Source organism: Arcicella lustrica, assembly GCF_034930985.1.
Lineage (GTDB): Bacteria > Bacteroidota > Bacteroidia > Cytophagales > Spirosomataceae > Arcicella > Arcicella lustrica.
In genome coordinates, this window is the sequence record NZ_JAYGIM010000012.1 from 220,623 (window position 1) to 244,885 (window position 24,263).

18 protein-coding genes are annotated in these 24,263 nt (G+C 34.2%); 6 read left to right on the plus strand and 12 right to left on the minus strand.

Translation table 11 applies throughout. The features are described 5' to 3' along the window. Positions 1-54: 54 nt before the first annotated feature. A complete protein-coding gene (locus VB798_RS16515; RefSeq protein ID WP_323260297.1) occupies positions 55-690 on the minus strand; it encodes a porin family protein in 636 nt (211 codons plus the stop codon). A 215-nt stretch (positions 691-905) separates the two neighbouring features. Here VB798_RS16515 and radA point away from each other — a divergent pair, with 215 nt between their 5' ends. Both radA and mutS read left to right on the plus strand, forming a co-directional pair. Further along, positions 906-2,282 (plus strand): DNA repair protein RadA, encoded by a 1,377-nt coding sequence (radA, locus tag VB798_RS16520; protein ID WP_323260299.1) that lies wholly within the window; start codon positions 906-908, stop codon positions 2,280-2,282. 151 nt (positions 2,283-2,433) lie between these two features. After that, positions 2,434-5,124: a DNA mismatch repair protein MutS gene (mutS, locus tag VB798_RS16525; protein ID WP_323260301.1), complete on the plus strand. Its 2,691-nt coding sequence runs from the start codon at positions 2,434-2,436 to the stop codon at positions 5,122-5,124. 175 nt (positions 5,125-5,299) lie between these two features. On the opposite strand, the gene truA is transcribed toward mutS, so the two are convergent. The 4 genes from truA to VB798_RS16545 all read right to left on the minus strand — a co-directional run bounded on the left by truA (position 5,300) and on the right by VB798_RS16545 (position 9,077). Beyond that, positions 5,300-6,082 carry a tRNA pseudouridine(38-40) synthase TruA gene (truA, locus tag VB798_RS16530; protein ID WP_323260303.1) on the minus strand — a complete coding sequence of 261 codons (783 nt, stop codon included), beginning with the start codon at positions 6,080-6,082 and terminating at the stop codon, positions 5,300-5,302. A gap of 238 nt (positions 6,083-6,320) precedes the next feature. Then, positions 6,321-7,037 carry a YebC/PmpR family DNA-binding transcriptional regulator gene (locus tag VB798_RS16535; protein WP_323260305.1) on the minus strand — a complete coding sequence of 239 codons (717 nt, stop codon included), beginning with the start codon at positions 7,035-7,037 and terminating at the stop codon, positions 6,321-6,323. A gap of 157 nt (positions 7,038-7,194) precedes the next feature. Beyond that, positions 7,195-7,740 carry a nuclear transport factor 2 family protein gene (locus tag VB798_RS16540; RefSeq protein ID WP_323260307.1) on the minus strand — a complete coding sequence of 182 codons (546 nt, stop codon included), beginning with the start codon at positions 7,738-7,740 and terminating at the stop codon, positions 7,195-7,197. A gap of 104 nt (positions 7,741-7,844) precedes the next feature. Then, positions 7,845-9,077 carry a serine hydrolase domain-containing protein gene (locus VB798_RS16545; protein ID WP_323260310.1) on the minus strand — a complete coding sequence of 411 codons (1,233 nt, stop codon included), beginning with the start codon at positions 9,075-9,077 and terminating at the stop codon, positions 7,845-7,847. A gap of 131 nt (positions 9,078-9,208) precedes the next feature. Between VB798_RS16545 and corA the strand changes: the two genes are divergently transcribed. Continuing rightward, positions 9,209-10,279, plus strand: a complete 1,071-nt coding sequence (gene corA, locus VB798_RS16550; RefSeq protein WP_323260312.1) for a magnesium/cobalt transporter CorA — start codon at positions 9,209-9,211, stop codon at positions 10,277-10,279. A 452-nt stretch (positions 10,280-10,731) separates the two neighbouring features. After that, complete coding sequence (locus VB798_RS16555; protein ID WP_323260314.1) at positions 10,732-11,196, plus strand: DUF3592 domain-containing protein; 465 nt, start codon at positions 10,732-10,734, stop codon at positions 11,194-11,196. A gap of 76 nt (positions 11,197-11,272) precedes the next feature. Here VB798_RS16555 and VB798_RS16560 read toward each other — a convergent pair whose 3' ends face one another. From VB798_RS16560 to VB798_RS16580, 5 genes are all read right to left on the minus strand, one after another. After that, the gene (locus VB798_RS16560; RefSeq protein WP_323260316.1) at positions 11,273-12,022 is read right to left on the minus strand and encodes a DeoR/GlpR family DNA-binding transcription regulator; all 750 of its coding nucleotides are present in this window, start codon (positions 12,020-12,022) and stop codon (positions 11,273-11,275) included. 278 nt (positions 12,023-12,300) lie between these two features. Beyond that, positions 12,301-14,799 carry a bifunctional UDP-N-acetylmuramoyl-tripeptide:D-alanyl-D-alanine ligase/alanine racemase gene (locus tag VB798_RS16565; RefSeq protein WP_323260318.1) on the minus strand — a complete coding sequence of 833 codons (2,499 nt, stop codon included), beginning with the start codon at positions 14,797-14,799 and terminating at the stop codon, positions 12,301-12,303. An 88-nt stretch (positions 14,800-14,887) separates the two neighbouring features. Then, positions 14,888-16,075, minus strand: a complete 1,188-nt coding sequence (locus tag VB798_RS16570) for a phosphoglycerate kinase (RefSeq protein WP_323260320.1) — start codon at positions 16,073-16,075, stop codon at positions 14,888-14,890. 257 nt (positions 16,076-16,332) lie between these two features. After that, a complete protein-coding gene (locus VB798_RS16575; protein WP_323260321.1) occupies positions 16,333-17,505 on the minus strand; it encodes a hypothetical protein in 1,173 nt (390 codons plus the stop codon). Between the two features lie 6 nt (positions 17,506-17,511). Continuing rightward, a complete protein-coding gene (locus tag VB798_RS16580) occupies positions 17,512-18,474 on the minus strand; it encodes a DUF2157 domain-containing protein (protein ID WP_323260323.1) in 963 nt (320 codons plus the stop codon). A 48-nt stretch (positions 18,475-18,522) separates the two neighbouring features. Here VB798_RS16580 and VB798_RS16585 point away from each other — a divergent pair, with 48 nt between their 5' ends. Both VB798_RS16585 and hpf read left to right on the plus strand, forming a co-directional pair. Next, a complete protein-coding gene (locus VB798_RS16585) occupies positions 18,523-20,256 on the plus strand; it encodes a VRR-NUC domain-containing protein (RefSeq protein WP_323260326.1) in 1,734 nt (577 codons plus the stop codon). A 427-nt stretch (positions 20,257-20,683) separates the two neighbouring features. After that, positions 20,684-21,034 carry a ribosome hibernation-promoting factor, HPF/YfiA family gene (gene hpf, locus VB798_RS16590; protein ID WP_323260328.1) on the plus strand — a complete coding sequence of 117 codons (351 nt, stop codon included), beginning with the start codon at positions 20,684-20,686 and terminating at the stop codon, positions 21,032-21,034. A gap of 196 nt (positions 21,035-21,230) precedes the next feature. Here hpf and metK read toward each other — a convergent pair whose 3' ends face one another. Both metK and VB798_RS16600 read right to left on the minus strand, forming a co-directional pair. Continuing rightward, a complete protein-coding gene (gene metK, locus VB798_RS16595; protein WP_323260331.1) occupies positions 21,231-22,511 on the minus strand; it encodes a methionine adenosyltransferase in 1,281 nt (426 codons plus the stop codon). Positions 22,512-22,696: 185 nt separating this feature from the next. Beyond that, positions 22,697-23,884, minus strand: coding sequence for a lycopene cyclase family protein (locus tag VB798_RS16600; protein ID WP_323260333.1), 1,188 nt, complete (start codon positions 23,882-23,884; stop codon positions 22,697-22,699). Between the last annotated feature and the right edge of the window lie 379 nt (positions 23,885-24,263).

A 24,263-nucleotide genomic window follows, 5' to 3' on the forward strand; every position in this document is an offset into this window, starting at 1 on the left:
TCCCAAACGCTTTTGCATGGGAATCAGCACTCATAAAGTTGTGATTTGAGAATCTTAAAAAATCTTATAGCCTAGAGTCATTTGCCAAAGGTTTCCTTTTTGGCTATAGTTAACACTTTTTGATAAATCAACCACTGAAGAAATATCTGAAAGACTTCCTTCATAACGTAAATCAACAGACAATGAACCAAGGTCAATACCACCGCCAGCTTGATAGCCATAAGAAGCATTTTTGAACGAATCACCAATGTTGCTAGAATAATTTTTCAAGTCGTCACTGATACTGTTTGATACTTTAAAAGATGCTACAGGACCAGCATTTACACGAAGAGGCCCAAATTTGTAACCAATCAACAATGGTACATCAAGGCTTGTGTAATCAATTTTTACCGTTTCATAATCAGTGGATGAACCACTTTTTAATAGATTCAAGCTTCCTCCTTTAGCCGAGAAAATCAATTCTGGCTGTAAAAAAAACGTTTTTCCGAAGCGGAAATATACACCACCAACATAACCAGTTTTGGTATCTAAGCTTTGTTTTAAATTCGCTCCGACTGACTGACTTTCGAAATCAGTTTTTAATTGAGAGAAGTTTACACCACCTTTGATACCGAATGAAATTTGTGCAAAAACGCTACTGGTTTTTACAAAAATTAACAGGGCAACGAGTAAAATGATTTTTTTGTGCATAGTAGTAAAATTTATTTTGTTAGCAAGATAACAGTATATCACCGACCTGAAGTATTTTGTTACCCATTTTTTTTAGCATAATTTAGTAAACGGTAAGTATTTTAAGGTTGAACTTGATAATCAACAAGTAATTATAGAGATAATCCTAATCATGGATTTTAAAGAAATAAAGTATAGTTCGTTATTATTTGATAATGAGCTTGTTAAATCATAATATGGCAAAAACTAAAACTTCATTTTTCTGTCAAAACTGTGGAAATCAGGCACCTAAATGGTTAGGAAGATGTCCTTCTTGCGGTGAATGGAATACATTTGTAGAAGAAGTTGTACAGAAAGATGAACCTCAAAAAGGTTCTTGGAAAGTAAGTACTTCCTTAAAAATTGCTGCAAAACCAAGAGCGATTCAAGAAATTAATTTTCAGGAGCAAGCAAGAATCTTGACGAAAGATGCTGAATTAAATCGTGTGTTGGGTGGAGGAATTGTATTAGGTTCGTTGGTGCTTATTGGTGGAGAACCAGGCATTGGGAAATCTACTTTGATGTTGCAAATTGCTTTGATGTTGGATACGCACAGAGTATTGTATGTTTCTGGGGAAGAATCTGAACATCAAATCAAGATGCGAGCGGAACGTTTGGAAAACAAAAGTGATAATTGTTTTATCCTGACAGAAACCCAAACCCAAAATATTTTCAAACAAGTAGAGAATTTTGAACCCGATATTTTAATCATTGATTCTATCCAAACACTACAATCGTCTTTCATAGAAGCGGGTGCAGGAAGTGTTTCGCAAGTAAAAGAATGTGCTGCTGAACTGATGAAATTTGCGAAAGAATCGGGTACGCCAGTTTTTATTATTGGACATATCACTAAAGATGGTTCTTTGGCTGGTCCAAAGGTTTTGGAACACATGGTGGATACAGTTTTACAATTTGAAGGTGACCGTCACTTGGCGTATAGAATTCTACGAACTACCAAAAATCGTTTTGGTAGTACTTCTGAATTAGGTATTTACGAAATGTTAAATTCTGGTTTGAGAGAAGTATCAAATCCTTCCGAAATTTTGATTTCACAAAGAGATGAAGATTTTTCAGGAATTACCATTGGAGCGATGTTGGAAGGAAATCGTCCTTTGTTGATTGAAACACAATCTTTGGTTTCTATTGCTACTTACGGTACTCCACAAAGAAGTTCAACGGGTTTTGATGCCAAACGTTTGAATATGTTGTTGGCAGTCTTGGAAAAAAGGGGAGGTTTCAGATTGGGCAATCAGGATGTTTTCTTGAACATAGCAGGTGGCTTAAAAGTAGAAGACCCAGCGATTGATTTGGCAGTTTGTGCTTCCATTGTATCATCTTATGAAGATATTTCTATTCCGAGTACGATATGTTTTGCGGCAGAAGTAGGTTTGGGCGGAGAAATCAGAGCCGTAAATCGCATTGAAAATCGTATTTCAGAAGCCGAGAAATTAGGCTTTAAAGAAATCTGGATTTCTAAATTCAACGCAAAAGGTTTGGATGTGAATAATTATAAAATCAAAGTAAGAATGGCTTCACGATTAGATGAAGTATTTATGCAGGTTTTGAGGAAGTAATGCTTTTTCCCAAATCTTTTCCCAATTAATAAATTCTTTGCAACGCTCTGTGTATTTTTGTGAAACATTTAATTTTAATAGCAAACTCAAATTTCAAGCATTATTGTTCAAAAAAAATTGAACTTATGATTTGAAACTTTTAATAATCAACATGGCAAGACCTTCTCAAAATCCTAACGATACTTCAAAAGCCACCAAAAAACCTAACGAAACTCCCCTTGCCAAACAATATAATCAAATAAAAGCTCGCTATCCGGGTGCTTTGTTGTTGTTTAGAGTGGGTGATTTTTACGAGACTTTTGGGGAAGATGCTGTTCGTGCTTCAAAGATTTTGGGAATTACGCTCACTCGTAGAAATAACGGTACTGCCGACGACCACTTGGCGGGTTTTCCGCATCATTCTTTGGATACTTATTTGCCAAGATTGGTGCGTGCTGGTGAACGTGTAGCAATATGCGACCAACTCGAAGACCCCGCTACTGCCAAAGGAATTGTAAAAAGAGGCGTCACAGAATTAGTTACTCCAGGTGTTTCTTTCAACGATAATGTACTGGATACCAAACAAAATAATTATTTAGCTTCTATTAGTTTTTCGTCTTTTTCTACAGAAATTATTGGCATTGCTTTCTTGGATATTTCAACAGGAGAGTTCCTTTGTTCACAAGGAAGTGCGGCTTATATCGAAAAATTATTACAAAGCTTTTCGCCTTCGGAAGTACTTTTTTGCAAGAAAAATCGACAAGAATTTACAGCTTTGTTCGGTGATAAATTCAATACTTTCGGGATTGACGACTGGGCTTTTACTCGTGATTTTACATATCCATTACTCACCAATCATTTCAAAACCAATTCTTTAAAAGGTTTTGGCATTGAAACGTTAGCGGAAGGAATCATCGCTGCGGGTGTAATTATGCACTATTTGGCAGAAACTGAGCATAAAGAAGTAAGTCATATTTCAAGAATCAACCGCTTGGAAGAAGAGAAATATGTCTGGTTGGATAGATTCACGATTCGTAATCTGGAATTAGTAGCTCCGCAACAAGAAGGTGGTATTTCTTTGATTCAAATTCTTGATCAAACTACCACACCGATGGGGGCAAGATTACTCCGTAAATGGCTGGTTTTGCCTTTGAAAGAAAAGTCTTTGATTCAAGAACGTTTGGAAACCGTTTCGTTTTTCAAAGAAAATACTGAGTTGCGTGAAGCTATCGAACAGCAACTCAAACCCATTGGCGATTTAGAAAGGTTGATTTCAAAAGTTGCCGTTCGTAGAATTAATCCACGTGAATTAGCTACTTTAAAAAGAGCATTATCACGCATTGAGCCTATCCGAGAATTGTTGATGAATTCTGTACATTCAGAAGATAAATCAGCCTCTGCTAAAGCTACCAATGTGACGATGCTGAAAAAGTATGCCGACCAATTGAATCCTTGTCAGTTTTTATTAGATAAAATTGAAAATGAATTGCGTGACGAATCTTTGCCAATTGTGACCAACCAAGGCGGTATGATTAAACATGGCGTTGATGATGAATTAGATAGGCTTTTAGGTATTGCTCATACAGGGAAAGACTTTTTATTGCAATTACAAAACCGTGAAATCGAACGCACGGGCATTACATCGCTCAAAGTTTCTTTCAATAAAGTATTTGGTTATTATTTAGAAGTAACCAATGCCCATAAAGATAAAGTACCCAACGACTGGATTCGTAAACAAACTTTGGTGAATGCAGAACGCTATATCACGCCAGAATTGAAGGAGTATGAAGAAACAATTCTCGGTGCGGAAGATAAAATTGCAGTAATTGAATTCAGAATTTTCAATGAATTGGTAAATGTAGCGAACGATTACGTCCATCAAATACAGCAAAATGCTAAGATTATTGCGGTACTGGATGTATTGACCAACTTTGCTAAAATTGCGGAGAAAAACAATTATGCTAAACCACAAGTGTCTGATAATAAAGAGCTTGAAATTAAAGATGGTCGCCATCCAGTAATTGAACAACAATTGCCTTTGGGCGAAGTTTATGTGCCAAATGATTTGTATTTGGATGATGCTACCCAGCAAATTATTATCATTACAGGTCCAAATATGGCGGGTAAATCTGCTTTATTACGACAAACTGCATTGATAGTTTTAATGGCACAAATCGGTTGTTTTGTACCAGCCAGCGAAGCCAAAATCGGGATTGTCGATAAAGTATTTACAAGGGTAGGAGCGAGTGATAACCTTTCGAAAGGAGAATCTACTTTTATGGTAGAAATGACCGAAACGGCAAGTATTTTGAACAACCTTACGGATAGAAGTTTAGTTCTGATGGATGAAATTGGGCGTGGAACAAGTACTTATGATGGCGTTTCGATTGCTTGGGCAATTGCCGAACATTTGCATAATCATTCAAATTATCGTCCAAAAACACTTTTTGCAACGCATTATCATGAACTGAATGAATTGGCGAACGATTTTCCAAGAATTAAAAATTTCAATGTTTCAGTAAAAGAAATCAATGGTAAGGTGATTTTTATGCGTAAATTGAAAGAAGGTGGTTCAGAGCATAGTTTCGGGATTCATGTAGCACAATTAGCAGGAATTCCACAAACAGTAGTGTATCGTGCCAGTGAAATTTTGGTAGAATTAGAGAAAAACCGTTCAAAAGAACAACATCGTCAGACGATTCGTGAAATGCCAAAACAAAACTTTCAAATGAGTATTTTCGGTGGAGAAAGCAATCCGAAATTTGAGAAAATTGAAAGCCTGTTAAAACATCTCGACATCAATGCCATGTCTCCAATAGAGGCTTTGTTGAAATTAAATGAAGTGAAGAAAATATTGATATAGACATTGCCATCTCAGAGATAGGTTTTTGCGTCTTTTTACCTCATGATTCTATCTCGGAGATAGGTTTTTGCGTCTTTTTACCTCATGATTCTATCTCGGAGATGGATTTTTGCATGTTTTTACCGCAAAGTTTCATCTTAGAGATAGGTTTGATATTTTCAGGAAATCGTTAGTGTTAGTAATTTACCTCCATTAAAAACAATCCTTGTGGAGGAGCCGCACCACCTGCTTTCTGGCGATTTTTTGATTGAATAATCTTTTCAAAATCTTCTACACTAATTTTCCCCATGCCTACTTCAATTAACGTTCCGACGATTGCTCTTACCATTCCTCTCAAAAATCTATTTGACTTAATGTGGAAAATCAATATGCCATTTTCTCTTTCTTCCCATCTTGCTTCCATAATAGTACAATTAAAAGTGAAAACTTGTGAATGTAGTTTGCTAAAGCTTTCAAAATCAATGTATTTGAAGAAGTATTGACAAGCTTCGTTCATCGCTGTTATATTCAGAACAGGAGTGAATTCATAGCATAAATCTTTTAGGAATGGATTTTTTTTTCTCGAAATATGATATTCATACTTTCTTGAAGTTGCCTCAAAACGAGAATGGTAATCGTCGGCAACAGTGAAAATATTCAAAATAGAAATATCAAAAGGTAACATTTTGTTCATGCGATAAACCGTATTTTCAGGATTAGGAATGGCTTCTTCCAAATCAAAATGTGCTGTTTGGTGTTTTGCATGAACTCCCGTGTCTGTTCTACTACTTCCTACGATTTCAACAGGTTTCCTAAGTAAAATAGAAAGTACTTTTTCTATTTCGCCCTGAATAGTACGTGCATTTTCTTGTGCTTGCCAACCGCAATAATTTGTGCCTTTATATGAACACTCTATAAAATATCGCATTTCAATTTTATTACTGAATGAATGATGATTGTGAAGGAAAATATAAATCATTCCGAATTTTAAAATCACAAAAAAGCGGTCAAAAAACTAATTTAGACCGCTTTTTTGTGATTGATGAACATCGAATTCCTACTGTTTGAGCGAAGCGAGTTTAGTAATTCTTGATTTTCTTTTGTTACTTTTCTTTCATCAAGGAAAGAAAAGTAAGGACGAGAACAAGTTCAAAAACTTTAAAATGCTTTTGATGAGGAAGTTCAATATGACTCATCTTTTTATTGATTAAGAAAATCTATCTCATGTTATGATAAACGTTCTGAACATCATCATCTTCTTCCAAACGCTCGATTAGTTTTTCAACATCAGCCATTTGTTCTTCAGTGAGTTCTTTGGTATCATTCGGAATTCTTTCGAAATCAGCTCCTTGTAGTTCAAAACCTTTTTCTTCTAAAAATTTCTGGATAGCTCCAAATGCAGTGAATTCTCCATAAATGTTTACTTGATTGGTTTCTAAATCCAAGAAGATTTCATCTGCACCGTAATCAATCAATTCTAATTCTAATTCTTCCACATCAATGTCGGCAGTTTTGGCAATTTTGAAAACAGATTTGCGTTCAAAAATGAAATCTAACATACCTGTAGTACCAACACTTCCACCACATTTAGTGAAATGACTTCTGATATTAGCAATAGAGCGATTGGTATTGTCAGTTGTACACTCTACTAACACCGCAACGCCATGAGCAGCATATCCTTCATAAACAATCTCTTTGTAGTCTTCTTGTTCTTTAGATGAAGCTTTTTTGATAGCACGCTCAACATTGTCTTTTGGCATATTCACTGCCTTGGCATTCTGGATAATTGCCCGTAAACGTGAATTTGAATGAGGGTCTGGTCCGCCCGATTTTACTGCAATGACAATATCTTTACCGATTTTGGTAAATGTTTTTGCCATTTGTCCCCATCGCTTAAATTTTCTTGCTTTACGAAATTCAAATGCTCTTCCCATTTCTATTTTTAATTGTGATTGCTACCTTTTCTTTTTGAGTTTGCAAAGTTAGGAATTATTAGGTTTTACGCAAAGGGTGAGTTTGTTTTAGCTTTTGGCTTTACACAAAAAAAGCTCATGAATTTCATGAGCTTTAGAGAATTATATTTTTTAGGTCTTACCAACCATCATCTGCTTTAGGTTTTACATTTGCTGAGGATGATTTTTTTACCACAGGTTTGCTAGCTGTTGGAGCCGTAGCAGTAGCCGCCGCAGTACCTTTTACTTGGCTGTCTAAATCGGTACGACTAAATACTCTGCTTACGATTTTCCATTCTTCACCAAATTTTAACATACTTAGTAAGTCAACATATTTGAATTCTCCAAAACGTAATTCAACTGTTGCTAAGGCAGAAATACCTATGTATGAATAGGAAATCAATTTTGTTGAACCGCCCTTTGTTTGAATGCCACCAGCTGGCGTAGTTGAAATGAATTTAGCAACTGGAATATCTTGCAAAGTACCATTACTTGTATTGACACTTCTCAACAATGCCGTTGGATGAAAGGCAAGATTTAAGCGAGCCGCATCGCCTTTCAAAACACCTTCCAAGTAATTATTCACACAAGTTTTGATGGCTTCATCTTCCGACTGGGCTTTCACAGTGAAGGAAAGACACATCAACAAGCAAAAAAAATTGAGTAGTAGTTTCGAGATTTTCATGTTTTTTTAAATTTTCATAAAAGGTTTTTTACCCTCTAAAATTAGCTTTTTTTTATGATTAAACGAGTTTTTAAATAATTATTGTCAAAATTAAACGAAGTAAATTATTCAATTTCTAATTCACCCGGTAAGCCTTCGCCACTCATAAAATACCATGCTTTTTCTGGATATAATATTGATTGTGCCACCTTTACTCTTGCTAAGGCTCTATTTGAAACATTCTGTAAAATAATAATAGAGGAATTATCTCGATTATTGTGCATATAATAGTTTTTAAAACCATGCCACCAACCTGTATGGAAAGTTAGCCAAGTACCATCGTCCAATAACTGAAGTCTCCAACCAAAACCATAATTTTTAGTCAACAAGTTTTTAAAAGAATGTGCAGGTAAAAAGGCTTCGTTGAGGGTACTCATTTTTACGAGTTTCTCACTGTTCAAAGCCATGTCCCATTTATATAAATCTTCAACGGTTGAATAAATTCCTTTATCACCTACCACACCATCGAGGTGGTCGAAAGGTACTTGCCAAAAACCTCTTCGTCTTGGTGTATAACCAACAGCCGCAGAACTTACTAATTCTGGTTTCGCAGGGTCGTAAACAAAGCTTTTCGACATTCCAGCTGGTGCAAACAAATTTCGCTTGGCATATTCTCTGAAATTCATTCCCGAAAGTTTTTCAACAATATAAGCCAACAAAGCATAGTTTGAATTATTATAGTTGAATCTACTATTTGGATAATAATTAATGCCGGGCTTGTGGCGAGCAAATAAATCAACCACTTGGTTGTTGGTAAGCGCTACTTTTTTATTAATGATTTTATCTAAGCAATACACGTAGTTTGGAATTCCAGAACTATGCGAAAGTAAACTTTTGATGGTAATACTTGGGTCGTAAGGAAAATTGGGAATGTATTTATAAACGGGGTCATCGTAATTTATTAAACCTTTTTCATGTAATTGCATGATGGCAACCGCAGTAAACTGCTTTGAAACAGAGGCTAATTGAAATTGCGTTTGAGTCGTATTAGAATCTTTTTTACTGAAACTTGCATAACCAAAAGCATTTTTATAAATCACTTTGCCATATTGCGAAACCAAAACGGCGCCATTAAAACCATTAACTTTATGAAGTTTCTTGAAAAAAGTATCAAGCTTACTAGCCTTTTTGGCGGCAAGTTTAGGGTCAAATAATTTGGTAATACTATCATTTCGAATAGAAATGTCTGTTGAAGTATTTTTGCCTAATTGTTTTGGCTGATGTGAGCAAGCCAATAAAACGATACCTGAAATTAAGCTACATATAATGATATGTTTTGTGTACTTTAATATTATCACGATGCTGTAAAGGATTATAATCTTAATTGAGTGGTCAATTAATGTAGCAATTTACTGCTGGAATTTGAAAATTGCCAATCTACTCTCTAAATTGAATACTATTTTATCACAATGCTAATAAAACGACGCTGATGTCAAAAAGATATATTATTCAGAATAAAAACTTAGGAACTTCGCCCGGTACGCTCACTTATGTAGGAAAAGAAGTTGATTTTGTAACCAAAATACTTTGGACTAGCTATAATTTTGAAGAATATGAAGTAGCCAAAATCCCTACTTTAGATACTTTTAATGTAGAACTAACAGAGAATAAAACCTATTGGATGAATGTTGATGGCATTCATGAACCCGCCGTCATTGCTACGATTGGAGATATGTTTACCTTACATCCATTAATGTTGGAGGATATTCTGAATACACAACAAAAACCTAAGTTTGAATATTACAATGAAGAACAACTTTTTGTGACGCTTAAAATGATTGAATACAATCCTTATACACGTGAAGTTGAAATTGAGCATTTAAGTTTTGTCATGGGTGATGGTTATGTGATTTCGTTTCAAGAAGAACGTTCAAAAGATATTTTTGAACCTATTCTGACAAGAATTAAAGCTTCGGCTGGTAAAACTCGAAAAAATGGCGCTGATTATTTACTTTATTCTTTGATTGACTTAGTAGTTGATAATTACTTTTCAGTACTTGATAAGCTTTCAGAGAATATGGAAAGATTGGAAGAAGATATTATTAAAAATCCCAATCCAAAATCATTGAACGAACTTTACAGTATGAAACGTGAGCTTACTTTAATGAGAAGGGTAATTTTCCCTTTGCGTGAAATGTTGGCGAATTTGATTAGGGAAGAAGCTCCATTGATTACTTCTAATACTAGTCTTTATTTAAGAGATGTACTCGACCACGTGATGCAAGTTGTTGAAACGATTGATTCTTTTCGTGACCTAGGAGCATCGCTGATGGATTTGTATCTTTCACAAGCAAGTAATAAAATGAACAACGTCATGAAAGTATTGACGGTCATTTCGGTGATTTTTATGCCTCTTACTTTTGTGGCTGGAATCTATGGAATGAATTTCGATTACATGCCAGAACTACATTGGCAATATGGATACTATGTTGTTTGGGGAGTAATGATATTTCTAGTAATTACGATGCTATTATGGTTTAAACGAAAAAACTGGCTCTGAAAACTAAAAATATTTTTTATTATTTATGGGTTTATTTTTTAGCCATTTTTTAGAAAATAATGCTTTTAAATACTTGAACGAGTGTGAAATTGAGTCATTTTCTTTCAAAAAAGCCTATTTAATATAAAATCTAGGTTTAAATAGAAGTTTGTACTAGTAAAAGTGCAATAAAAAAACTTTAAAATTCAATAAAATAATTTTTTGGCAGAAGTGAGTTTTAAAAATGAGCAATTACGACTTAAAAATTACAGATTTTGAAAAAATAGCTTTTAAAATATAAATGCTTAAATGAAAAAAATATAAAACCTTAAAAAATAGCCTTTCCGTTATCTTATGAGTAAAACCACTCAGGAGTCTAACCGCTTGGTTTTTAATGACTTTTGTCTGAAATTTGTATTGAAGCATAACAATTTATACTTCGTTCGGTCAAAGAATCATTAAATTTTGTGAATATGGAAAGTGCATTTAATTCAATATTACTTATCTCAGGCCCGCATGGCGTGTATGAGGGAGTGCCACCATTGGTTATGGCTGGTTTTATCGTAGTAGCTGGAGCATTAATATTTTTAGGTATTTATTTAAGTAAAAAACGCCGTGATTGGTTGCAACATTCAGTGTTGACAAGCGGTGAAGTTGTAGAAGTAAGCAAACGTTATGAACGCAGTGATAAATTAGGACAAAGCCCAATTTTCTTCCCTGTTGTTTCATTCAGTGTAAATGGAAGACAATTTAAAATTGAAGCAGACAAAGGGATGTCAATGCTTAGTCAAGTTGGACAAACCATGCAAGTAAGATATAATCCAGAGAATCCTTATGATTCTGCTTTGGGTGAAAGAAGTATCCCAGGGTTAAATCCATCAGTTTTCTTAATATTAGGAATCGTTTTATTGTGTACTAGTGCAATTTTAATGTTCTAATTTTTTGGGTGATTAACAAAAAGGGGATGAATTTAAAATTCATCCCCTTTTTGTTTGCAAACTTTTGCAATAAATTTCAAAGAATCTCTACATTTTTATTTCTAAAACCAGCCAACAAGCTATCATTCGGGGCTAAACTTGTGATTAAATAGTCTAATCTTGTAAAATCGCAAACTTTATAATTTTCTTCTCGATTAATTTTTTCTTCAATTACACAAGTAACAATTTTTCTAGAAATACTCATCATCTTTTGTTTCAGCAATGATTCTTCATAATGCCGAATAGCCAAACCTAATTCTGGATTGATACTGTTTGTTCCCATGAAATAGACATCAGCATGTATATGTTCAAGGTCTTGAACAGTTTTACTTCCCATCGTAATTTGGTAACGTTTATAGAAGGAACCTCCCAATAAAATGATTTCTACTTTGGGATGTTCAGCTAGTGCTGTAGCCAAATGTGGATTATTGGTTACAACGGTAAGTTCCATATTTTTAGGGAGTTGCTCGGCGATATAGAAGTTGGTTGTGCCTCCATCCATCAAGATGATTTTATGATTTTCAATCAATTTCATAGCCTTTTTAGCAATGGTCACAAATTCAGTATTGACGATTCCAAGTCCTTTACTTGCTTTGATTGACAAGTATGAATTAGCAATAGCTCCACCATGAACTTTTTTTAGAAGTCCACGATCTTCCAACTCAATGATGTCACGCCGAACGCTGTCGTAAGACACATTTAGTATTTGCCCTAAATCTACTAATGTCACTTTTTTATCAGTACTTAGTTTATCTAAAATTATTTGTTGGCGTTCTTCTTTTAACATAATACCCAATTTGAAGTATAAAAATTAAATTCCTTGAAAATTATTGCAAATATTTGCAATAATTTTTGCTTTTATAATAAAAGTTTGCATAAATTTGTATCACAAGCATTAACCATTTCTTTAAAAAAACATTAACCATTTTTATAACAATCAATTTTTATATCAATCAAACCTGAATAATGAATCAGAAGCATTTTTACTCAAATTGTTTTTGATTGTAATTATGTTTTGAAAGGTTGAAGTTAAAAGTGCAAGGATTATTTCTTGCACTTTTTTATTTATAGCTGATAAAAAATTCGTTTTACCCTTTCGCTTACGCTCGTCAATACCTCATAAGGAATAGTGCCAATTTTATTAGCTAAGTCGATGATGGTTAATTCTTTATTGAAAATAATTACTTCGTCGCCTTCTTGAACATGAGGTACATCAGTAATATCAATCATGGTCATATCCATACAAACATTGCCAACAACCTTACATTGATGACCATTGATTAATACTTCACCAACACCTCTGCCATATCTTCTATCAAAACCATCAGCATAACCAATCGCAATGGTTGCAATTTTAGTATCTCTTTTTAATTCACCCTTTCTACCGTAGCCTACTGTTTCATCTGCTTTGATGTGTTTAATCTGCGAGATAACGGTTTTCAAAGTTCCAACAGTTTGCAAATTTACTTGGTCCTCAGCTTTTGCGGCTACCCCGTAAAGACCAATCCCAAGACGAACCATATCTAATCGTGCCTCTGGGAAACGAGCAATCCCCGCCGAATTAGCTAAATGACGAGAAGGAATATAGCCAAGAGCTTCCGAAATTTCATTTGCCATTTCAGTAAAAGTATTGACTTGCTTTAAGGTGAAATCATCAAAAGCCTCCTCGTCAGCCGCCGCTAAATGGCTGAAAATTGTTGAAACCCACAAATTCGGATTCGATTGCAAACACAAAAGCAAGTCAGGAAGTGCTTCTTTTTCAAAACCCAAGCGGTGCATTCCTGTGTCAATTTTCAAATGAATTTTCGAACTTAAATTTCTACTGTCAATATAGTCTGAAAATTCTTGCAGAATTCTAAGACTATAAATTTCAGGTTCTAAAGAATAAGCTACTAATTGTTCAAAATCATTTGGAGAGGGGTTCATCACCATAATGGGCAAGTAAACACCGTTTTGTCTGAGTGCCACACCTTCATCAGTGTAGGCAACAGCCAAGTAGTCAACGCCATGAAATTGAAGCAAATTTGCCACCTCTGTGCTACCAGCACCATAGGCAAAAGCTTTTACCATTACCATCATTTTAATTTGTTGCCCAATTTTATCACGATAGTAATTCAAATTGTTGGTAATGGCATCTAAATTAATTTCAAGAATGGTACCATGAGTTTTTTGGACAAGTCGATTCACGATTTGTTCAAAACCATATTTCCTTGCTCCTTTAATCAGAATCGTACAATTGTGTAATGATTTTATGATTTGACTATCCAAAAAATCTTGTGTGTTTTTGTAAAACAGAATGTTAATTGCTGTTTTAGCAGAGCTTACAAGAAAATGGCTTTTATTGCGAGAAATCACATCGCCAATGCCGATGAAATACTCTAAATGTCTTTCTTTAACTAAATGTGCAATTTGTTTATAAAGCTCTTTTTCAGGAATCCCTGTTTCTAGCAAATCACTTAAAATAAGTACTTTTTGTTGTCTTTGCTTTTGTTGACTAAGGAAATTGAGGGCAATCGTCAAACCCGCCAAATCATTATTATAAGTATCATCAATCAAATAATTTGAATTAATGCCTTGTTTCATTTCAAGCCTCATCGAAACAGGACGAAGTATTTGTAATCTTGCCTGAATTTCAGAAGTACTGTATCCTAAATGCCAAAGTGTAAGCATACAATGAATGGCATTTTCAATAGATGCTTCGTCTGTAAATGGAATATCGAAAGATGTAGTAAATTTTTCAGCATTGTTGCTAGTAACGGCTGTTAAATCCAAAAATACTTTGGTATTTTCTGCATCAACTTCCCAATCAGCACGAATACCAGTATTTGCCATTCTTGACCAATTGATAATTTCACAATTTGGATTTTCAATGATAAACTCTGATTTCACAATCTCATCTATTTCAACATAATCAGCACAATAAATAAGTGTTTTGACATGTTTGAATAGTTTGATTTTCTCTTTTATTTTCTGTGAATTGCTAGTAAAAAACTCGCTATGGGCAGTGCCAATATTCGTGAAAATTCCAATTGATGGCTGAACGACTTTTTCCAAATTTTCCATTTCATTGGGTTTGGAAACGCCAACTTCGAAAATCCCAAGATTATGGCTTTCATTAATTTGCCAAACAGAAAGTGGTACTCCAATCTGTGAATTATAGCTTTTAGGGCTTTTTACAACTTTGAAACGATTTCCTAACAATTGCGAAAGCCACTCTTTTACAATGGTTTTGCCATTACTTCCAGTGATACTGATAATAGGTAAATTAAAATGTTCACGATGTCTTTGCGCTACTTCTTGCATAGCAGTAATGCTATTATCAACTTGCCAGATTTTTGCATCTTTGAATCTTTTTAATTCACGAAGAATTGCTGGACTAAGCGCATTCGTTTCGACTACAAATTCACGAACTCCTTTTCGGTATAAATCATCTAAAAAAAGATGACCATCATGATGTAGCCCTTTGATGGCAAAGAAAATAGAACGTTGTGGCGATGAAAGCTGACGGCTATCATTCAAAAGATATTGAGCACTTGTGTTGATGGGTAATGACTGAAATTCCACGTTTGTTTTATTTTAATTATCTCAAAGATAAATACAAAAAGGCGATACAATTTTGTATCGCCTTCAAATAATGCAAATGCTTTTTTATTTATTGCAATGCGGCAACACCTGGTAATACTTTGCCTTCCATGTATTCTAATAAAGCTCCACCGCCTGTTGATACATAAGAAACTTTATCTCCATAACCAGCATTGTTTACTGCTGAAGCAGAATCACCACCGCCGATTAATGAGAAAGCTCCGTTTTCTTCAGTTGCTTTTACCACTGAGTCTGCAATGGCATTTGTTCCTTTTGCGAAGTTAGGGAATTCAAAAACACCCATCGGACCATTCCATAATACCGTTTTAGAAGCTTCAACAACTTTCTTGAAAATTTCAGCTGATTCTGGACCAATGTCTAAACCTTCCCAACCATCAGGAATTTCGCCTTTTGCAGCAATTAATGTGTTAGCATCATTTGAGAACTTATCAGCACATAAATTATCAACTGGCATATATACATTTACTCCTTTTTCAGCTGCTTTTGCTAAAATAGTTTTTGCTAATTCTACTTTATCTGGTTCAGAGATTGACTTACCAATTTTTCCACCTTCTGCCAAAACAAAAGTGTAAGTCATACCACCACCAATAATCAAATTATCTACTTTATCTAAAAGACGTTCGATGATTAAGATTTTATCAGAAACTTTAGAACCTCCCATGATTGCTGTAAATGGGCGTTCAGAGTTTTCTAATACTCTTTGTGCATTTTCAATCTCAGCTTGCATTACATAGCCACAAATTCTGTCTTCAAAAAACTGACCAATCACCGCTGTTGAAGCATGAGCACGGTGAGCTGTTCCGAAAGCATCATTTACCCAAACATCACCTAACTTAGAAAGCTTTTCAGCGAATTCTACATTTCCTTTTTCTTCTTCTTTATAAAAACGAAGGTTTTCTAATAATAAAATCTCTCCGCTTTGTAAGCTAGAAGCCAAGTCTGTCGCTGACTGACCGATACAGTCATCTGCAAATTTTACTGGACGACCAAATACAACTGAAAGTGGATTCACAAGGTGTTTTAATGAATACTTTTCAGTTGGTCCATCTTTCGGACGACCCAAGTGAGACATTAAAACTACTGAACCACCATCATTCAAAATTTTAGTGATTGTAGGAATCGTAGCCTTGATACGAGTATCATCAGTAATTTCAAAACGCTCGTTTAAAGGCACATTAAAATCTACTCGGATTAGGGCACGTTTGCCAGCAAAATTGTAAGAATTGACAGTTTTCATGGATAAAGTAAATTATGTATTTTTTGTTTATGGCAAAATAATATTCTGATAATAATAGATATTTCAAAATATTTTATTCTTTTACAAAGAGAATAAGCTTTTTGTAAATTGTTCTTGAATACAATTAGAAGATTATTAACTTAGAAATGAATTCAAGAAACAAATATACATTTTTCATTATCATTCACGAAAAAAGTAAATGATTTGAGTATTTTTTCTTAGAGAATCATTGAAAGGTTATATTTAATATTATTATGTCAATATTCTCCACCTGCGCCACCTCCACCAGTACTTCCTCCGCCAAACTTTAGGTTTTCATCGTTCGAATGTAGCTTCGTATTTACGAGTTCAGATAACAAAATGGTGTCTAAATTTAACCCTTCATAATTATTATCAGGCGCATAAGTAAAGCCAAACTTAGCTTGTTTTAGCTGATGGATAATAAATGAAGCTGCGCCAATCAACAATGTCCCGCAAATCAATAAAGCGATTTCTGTAGGAATGATTCCGAAATAATATCGATAAGTAAAGAATGAAAAAGCAGCAGTCAGTAAGCCCAATACCAAAAATGTTCTGTCTCGTTTTTTTAATCCAAAGGCAATGTAAGCTATTGGAATTAAGATAGTAAAAAGATAAAATAAAGGAGCTAAACCAATTTGCGGAGCAACCGAAGTAATTACTTTGTTAATCATTGCATTGCCTTCACGAACGATAAAATAATTCACGCTCAAATAAGCTGAAGCCAAAGTCAGTGTTTTAAAAATATCTAAAGACGTTTCATAATAAAGATAATCTGCTCTTTGTTTTAGTTTTTCTACAAAGTAATAAGCACCTAAAGAAAAAAATAGCATGATAAATGGCAAAAGTGTTTTTCCGACAGAAAATGTGAGTGAAAAATCCACTAAAATCATCACCAACAAAAAGTAAATAACACAGGCTACAAAAACATCTGCATAGCGAATATAAGCTACAATAAAGAAAGGTAGTATAAAAGAGAATTCAAGCCAAGCGGGTAAATGTAAAGGTTCTAACTGATAATATAAGAAAGTACAACAAGAACCAATCGAAAAATAGATTAAAGCGTTGTCGATACCTGACTGAAAAACCTTTTTTTCTTTAATTAAAAACTCTAATAGAAGTACACTTAGAGCAGCAAAGAATAAAGATAAAGTAGAAACACCTTTTAAGATACTATCCAGAGACGAAGCTGAAAAAAGTAATAATAACAAAGAACAAGCAAAAGTACAGCACAAGGAAGTAAACAAAAATAAGGCTATTTTGATAAAGACGTTGGGCTGATAGTAATCAATGATAAACTGCTTTTTGATGTCAGTATTTTGTTGTTCGGTTAGCAATCCTTTTTCAAACCAGTTCTGGGCTTTGGCTTGAAGATAGGCATTCTCTACCCATTGTTGTTGATATGCTTTCATAGATGTTTAATTGGAGGTTTTAAGAATTTTCTTGAGATTAAATAACAGGAATATCATGCCAAAGCCAGAGGCGATAAAGTAATAAGCAACAAACCAGCTATTGACAGTTATAAGGTCAAAAATGATATTAGTGATGGCGATGTAGCCAAAAATGATTCCCGTCAACAAGAAAATATAGGATTGTTTCATTTTAGCATATAGGAACAATACTATGCTAATGGCTATTACAGTAAAAAAGTAGGCGTATTGAAGGTGTTCTTTAAAAATACCCGCTGTACCAGCTACCAAAGCCAAATTGCTCCCAAACAGAAGGTATGTAAATGAAAAATGCCTTTTCAAGAGTTTGTGTTCAGAAAGAAAACCTATTGCCATGTATAAAAGTCCGAGAGCGATTGAAGTAAAAATAAAATAAGGAGCTGTAAAATCGTTTTTAGAAAATACTGCTAATGGAGAAATAGAAACTCCAATCCAAGAAGCAAAAGCCGTTATTGCCATTGAAAGTACGCCACGATGGTCAAAAAAATAGGCAGAAAAGAAGAAAAAGATGGCGGGAATAAAAGTAATCAAACCATATTTTTTACCAAATAAATTGTATTGATATTGCAAGTAGCCTTCCAAAGTTAAGAAACACAGACAACCCAATAATAAAGCAAAATCAGCAAAAGGATTTACTTGTTCTACCGCATCCCAAGTAAAGTTTTGTTTTTTCCAACATGAAAAAGCAAAGCATGATACCACTAAAAAACTAATGAAAACTACAATCGCTGTGTGACCAATTGAATCAAGATTTTGATAGATAACGATTCCCAAACCGCTACTCAAAAGAAAAATACCTAAATAAAGTAAAAGCCTTAATTCATAATGTAGCGAAAATGGTTTTGACTTTTCAAAGTCATTAATCTTTTGTACTTCCTTGGTAGAAATAATGGATTTTGCATGAAATATTTCAAGGACTTTTTGGTCTGTCATACCTAAATAGGATTGTTTATCTTTGTAAATTACGAAAAAAATGATTGAATGGCTCCTGAAAAAATAGAATTGCCTCCTAAATATTACTTGGAGTATTTCCAATACTTGCTGACTTTCGTTCAAAAAAAGTACCAACATATTCTGAACGAAAATGAACAGCAATTCTTGTCTGGCTTTGATGCTTTGACGGAAGACGAAAAATGTCTATTCATCAGATTTGCCAATCGTGCAGGTTCTTTTTTTAGAACTGAAAAATTGAAATATGCTGAAATTGAGGATATTCCAGAAGTATTGAATAGCTTAATCAACAAAGGTTTTGTAGAACCTTTATCTAGCAAACATCTTCCGCAAGCGTATGAAGTATTAGATATTTTCAATAAGTCTGAGCTGATTTTTTTAGCAAAAATGCTCAATTTAGAAACCAGAGGAAAAGCTTCCTTGAAAAAAGAAGAAGTACTAGATTGGCTTTTGGAAGTTGGAAACTGGGAAGAAATTCATTTTCTACTCAATGAAAAAGACTTTTCAGCCATTCACGCTGTTCAGCATTCGGTCGTAAAAGTATGTTTTGAAGAAGAAGTACAACTTTTGAAATTTCTCTTTTTTGGTACTCGTCACGGCGACATGTCAGAATTTGTAACTCGTGATTTAGGGTTTCAATCTTATGAAAAATACGACGAAGATAAAATGGTGGCGTATTTTCAAACTCGACAAGAAGTTGAAGATAAACTAAAAGTAAGTTTGGCTCGTGAAGATTTCTATTTGATGCAAGAAGCTAAAATTGAATACCTAGAAATCTTTAATTGGTTTATGGATTGGACGGAAACGCATCGTAAAGAACTTACGGAAATCGCCATTCCAACCTTTGAACGCTTCACCTTAAAGGTTGGTGCTTATCTAGAAAAACTCAAAGCGCTGGACGAAGCATTGATTGTATTTCGTTTAACGGAGCAGTCGCCTTCAAGAGAAAGACAAGTACGAATTTTAGATAAACTCAAAAACAAAGAAGAAGCCAAAGCACTTTGTGAATTGATTTTGGCAGAACCACAAAATGCCGACGAACATTTTTTTGCAGAAGATTACCTAAACAGATTGGAAGCTGCTCTTCAAAAAAAGAAATCGAAGAAAGCCATTACACAACATTTACATGGTTCAGAATCCATTACAATTGATTTGATTTGGAAGCGACAAGTTGAAATGGGCGTGATTGATTATTACGAACAACATGGAAAGAAGGCAACTTTTACCGAAAATCATCTTTGGAGAAGCTTATTCGGCTTACTTTTTTGGGATATTATTTTTGATACAGATACTTTAGCTATTCACCATCCTTTACAGCGTTCGCCTTCTGATTTATTCAAACCTACTTTCTTTGAAAAGCGTAAGGAAAGGATGGAAGAACGTCTGTTAATGTTGGAAGATATTGATGCAACTACGATTTATATTCATAATATTTTCTTTGAAAAGTACGGAATAACCAATCCTTTGGTGGATTGGTATGGCGGACTTTTTCCATTGATTCTTACCCTTTTAGAAAAAATTTCTCCTGAACAAATAAGCTTGATTATGCTAGAAATGGCAAGAAATTTAAGAGAAAATGTAAGAGGTTTCCCAGACCTGATGATGTGGTCTGATGGTGAATATTGCTTTGTAGAAGTGAAGTCTCCAACGGATAGTTTATCGAATCAGCAATTGTATTGGCAACGTTTTTTTGAGAAAATTAATGTGCAATCTAAAGTACTAAGAGTGGAGTGGCAGAAGCCCAATTTAGATGAATTTTTATAGATTTTATAAGCAGTTTTACCCATAAAAAACTTCTTTTTTGCACTTTTCTAATAAGTTTTCATCGTCACTATATAGCAGGATTCAATAACTTTGATTATTCAAAGAATGTAGATTTAACATTTGGATAATCAAAATATAATCTCTAAATTCATTATAAGAAAAAGCTCAGAAAAGTTATAGACCCTGTTTTAATGAGAGGGTTTATTTGACTAAAACGGAGAGTTCTTTGTTTAGACTTTAATGTTTCTTATTCATTGTTTTTTTGTTGAATTATTTTTTTTTGTTTGATTGCAATAAGCGGAAAATTGTTAGAGTAAGTAAAAAAGAATTAGAAACAATAAGGTAAAACAGAGAACTGCTCCATTGAGCAAAAGCTTTATCTGAGAGCTTTCTTTTAAAATTTGTTTAACTTAAACACCGAGTGCGTATGAAATTACAAGTGCATTCAATTCACTTCGATGCTGATATCAAGCTATTGGAGTTTATCCAGTCAAAATTAAACAAGCTGGATACGTTTTATGACCGAATTACTGGTGGTGAAGTATTTCTCAAAGTAGATAAAGGAGATACGAAAAAGGTCAGAAGTAAAATGTTGGAAGTTAAAATTAATTTACCCGGAGGAACGCTTTTCGTAAAAGAACAGGGTAAAACATTTGAAGAAGCAATGGATATTGCCATTGAAGCTTTAAAAATCCAACTTAAAAGATTTAAAGAACGAATACAAGAAAAAGCTAATCCGACTAGAAATGTACTGATGTCGATGGCTATGGAAAGTTAATATTTTATTGCAAATTGCTTTGAAAGGGAACTTCACTTGGAGTTCCCTTTTTTATTTGCCTTCGGATAGAGTATAAATTGATTTTTTTAGGCTTGAGATATAAATTAGATAATATTATAAAATGGTTAATAGTAAAAAAAATAAGGCGCCGATTGACGCCTTATTTTTTTTATTTATACTTAAATGCTTTTTGTAATTATGCTAAACCAAATTTAGCTTTTACAGCATCCACATAATCTAATTTCTCCCAAGTGAAAAGCTCTACTTCTTTTTCAAAAACGACACCATCTGGTCCTTTGAATGATTTTGTTACAATCTCATTCGTACGTCCCATGTGTCCGTAAGCGGCTGTTTCTGAATAAATTGGGTTACGTAATTTCAAACGTTGTTCAATTGCATAAGGACGCATATCGAAGATTTCTTCTACTTTGCGAGCAATCTCTCCGTCAGTTAAACCAACTTTGCTAGTGCCATAAGTATTGATGAAAAGTCCGCAAGGTTGAGCAACACCAATTGCATACGAAACTTGTACTAAAACTTCGTCAGCTAAACCAGCAGCCACCAAGTTTTTCGCTACGTGACGAGTAGCATAAGCTGCTGAACGGTCAACTTTTGAAGGGTCTTTTCCAGAGAATGCACCACCACCATGAGCACCTTTTCCGCCATAAGTATCAACGATAATCTTACGACCTGTCAAACCTGTATCTCCGTGTGGTCCACCGATTACAAATTTACCAGTTGGGTTGATGTGGTAAGTAATTTCCCCGTCGAATAAACCTTGTAGTTCTGGCTTACATTTATCTTTTACTCTTGGAATTACGATATTGATAACATCAGCTTTGATTTTCGCTAACATTGTTTCATCATCAGAGAATTCATCATGCTGTGTTGAAACAACAATCGTATCAATTCTTTGAGGAACGTTATCGTCAGAGTATTCAATAGTTACTTGTGATTTTGCATCCGGACGAAGGTAATTAATCAATTCTGGTTCGCTGTTACGAATCGCAGACATTTCCTTCAAGATTTGGTGAGCCAAATCTAAAGCCAAAGGCATATAGTTGTCAGTTTCTTTGGTGGCATAACCAAACATCATCCCTTGGTCACCAGCACCTTGCGCATTCGCTTTCGATTCGAAATCATCAGCCGTTACTCTGTCAACACCTTGGTTAATATCAGCAGATTGGTCGTGGATAGCAGAAATAATCCCACAAGAATTTGCCTCAAACATGTATTCAGATTTAGTATATCCGATTTTACGAATTACATCACGAGCAATCGTTTGTACATCAAGGTAAGTATTTGTTTTTACTTCACCTGCCAATACCACCAAACCAGTGGTTACAAGTGTTTCGCAAGCTACTTTTGAAGATGGATCAAACGCCATGAAGTTATCAATTAATGCGTCTGAGATTTGGTCTGCTACTTTGTCTGGGTGTCCTTCCGATACCGACTCAGAGGTGAAAAGATATGCCATTATGAATATTTTATATTTTGTGAATCAATCAAAGTACAAATTTATCACTAATATTTTTATTTGACAATTTGGCTTATTGAATGCGCTATTTATAGATAAATTATCTTTAAATAAGTATATATTTAAGGATATTAACTATAAAAAAGATTATTCACATAAAATATTAGGAGTAATACTACTATATTTTAATAGAGTTTTGAAAGGATAACTCCTTTTAGTCCTAAAATAAAAGGAAAAGAAGGAACACTCTGCATGATACTAATATCTTTCAAAACGCTGGTGTCTTCATCTAAAAATTTCAATACATCGGCAGGACGATTGTATTGAAATAGCTTTGTGAATATTTCATCCGCTGACATTCTTTTATGAAGCATCACATTCAAGAGCACACTATCCAAAAGGGCTTTCCAAGTACTTGTGCTGAAATTCCCTTTAAAAGTAAGCGGAATGTTTTTGCTTTTCGCCACTTCCAAATCCTTCACTAATTGTTGTAAAAACCTTTGTGTACGCTGAAAACTATAACCCGTAGAAGCCTTTACATAACCCCCAGCCGTACCAATTCGGATAACTTTAGGCGAAGGTGAAATTACCTGTGGTTCATCCGACATCGGGATTACGCCTGATTCTATTTCCGTAATTTGATAGTCTTTAATCTTTAAAATCTCTTGAATATATTGTTTTAAAGTATCATTGTACGAAGCTTCGTCGAGTAAATTATCTGAGAAAATAGTAAATTCTATCAATGCCTTTTTCTCCGAATGAGGCAACACATAGACAAATCGACATTCATTTTGTTGCTTAATTCTAAAATCAAAAAGAGTAGGTTCTTCAGTATTAAAACTTGCTTGAGACGTTTCAATTACCCAGCCTTTAAAGTGTTGCAACATATTATGATACTTCGCCTGATTGAATTTTGATACTGTAATACTATCAAAAACAAAAGCTTTGGCTTTAAAAACACCTTGGTTCGTCATCACTTTAGCTTCATCGGCAGTACTTTCAATGTATTCAATGTCGGCTTGCAAGAAAGTAATATTAGGATTCTTTTTGAGCTGAGGAATAAGGTATTGATAGAAATCTTCTCCACGAAGCATTTTATACGAATACTCCTCAATGTTCAGAAATGAAGCAAAATCTTGATGCCCATAAAACCAAAGTCCCTTCCATTTTCTATAAATAATTTCTTCAAAAGGACTATTTCCCTGTTCCCAGAAGCACCAAGTATGGTCATTCGCCTGCTTTACATCACGGTCGATAATTAAGATAGACTGATTTTTCAATAAGCTTTTATTCAAATAAAAAGCCAAAGAAAGCCCCGCCATACCGCCACCAGCAATGATATATTGATAAGTATTTGGAAGATTTTGATTCATTGTAAATATGAAGAAAAGCCAATTTAATGATTTTGTACGAAAACCATTCTATTCAATCAACTTGAAAAACTAAATCTTGTTTGAAAATTTGTAGCTATGAGCTTTGAGCCTTCAGCGGTGAGCTTATTTATTATTCATCTTGTTTGGTGGAATTGTCATCTAATAAAAGATAAAACAAAAAAAGACTTGTCAACTTTTAAAAAAATGACAAGTCTAATTGTCTCGACTTACAAGATTTCTAAATCAGGACGCTTAATTTCTGTCTCATCCTAAAAAAGCTTGACAGTATTAGCTAACCTTTAGCACAATGTCTTTATCGAGCGAATCTTCTTTTAATACAACTTTAGTTTCTTCGTCTTTCGAGCAACAGGATGAGGAT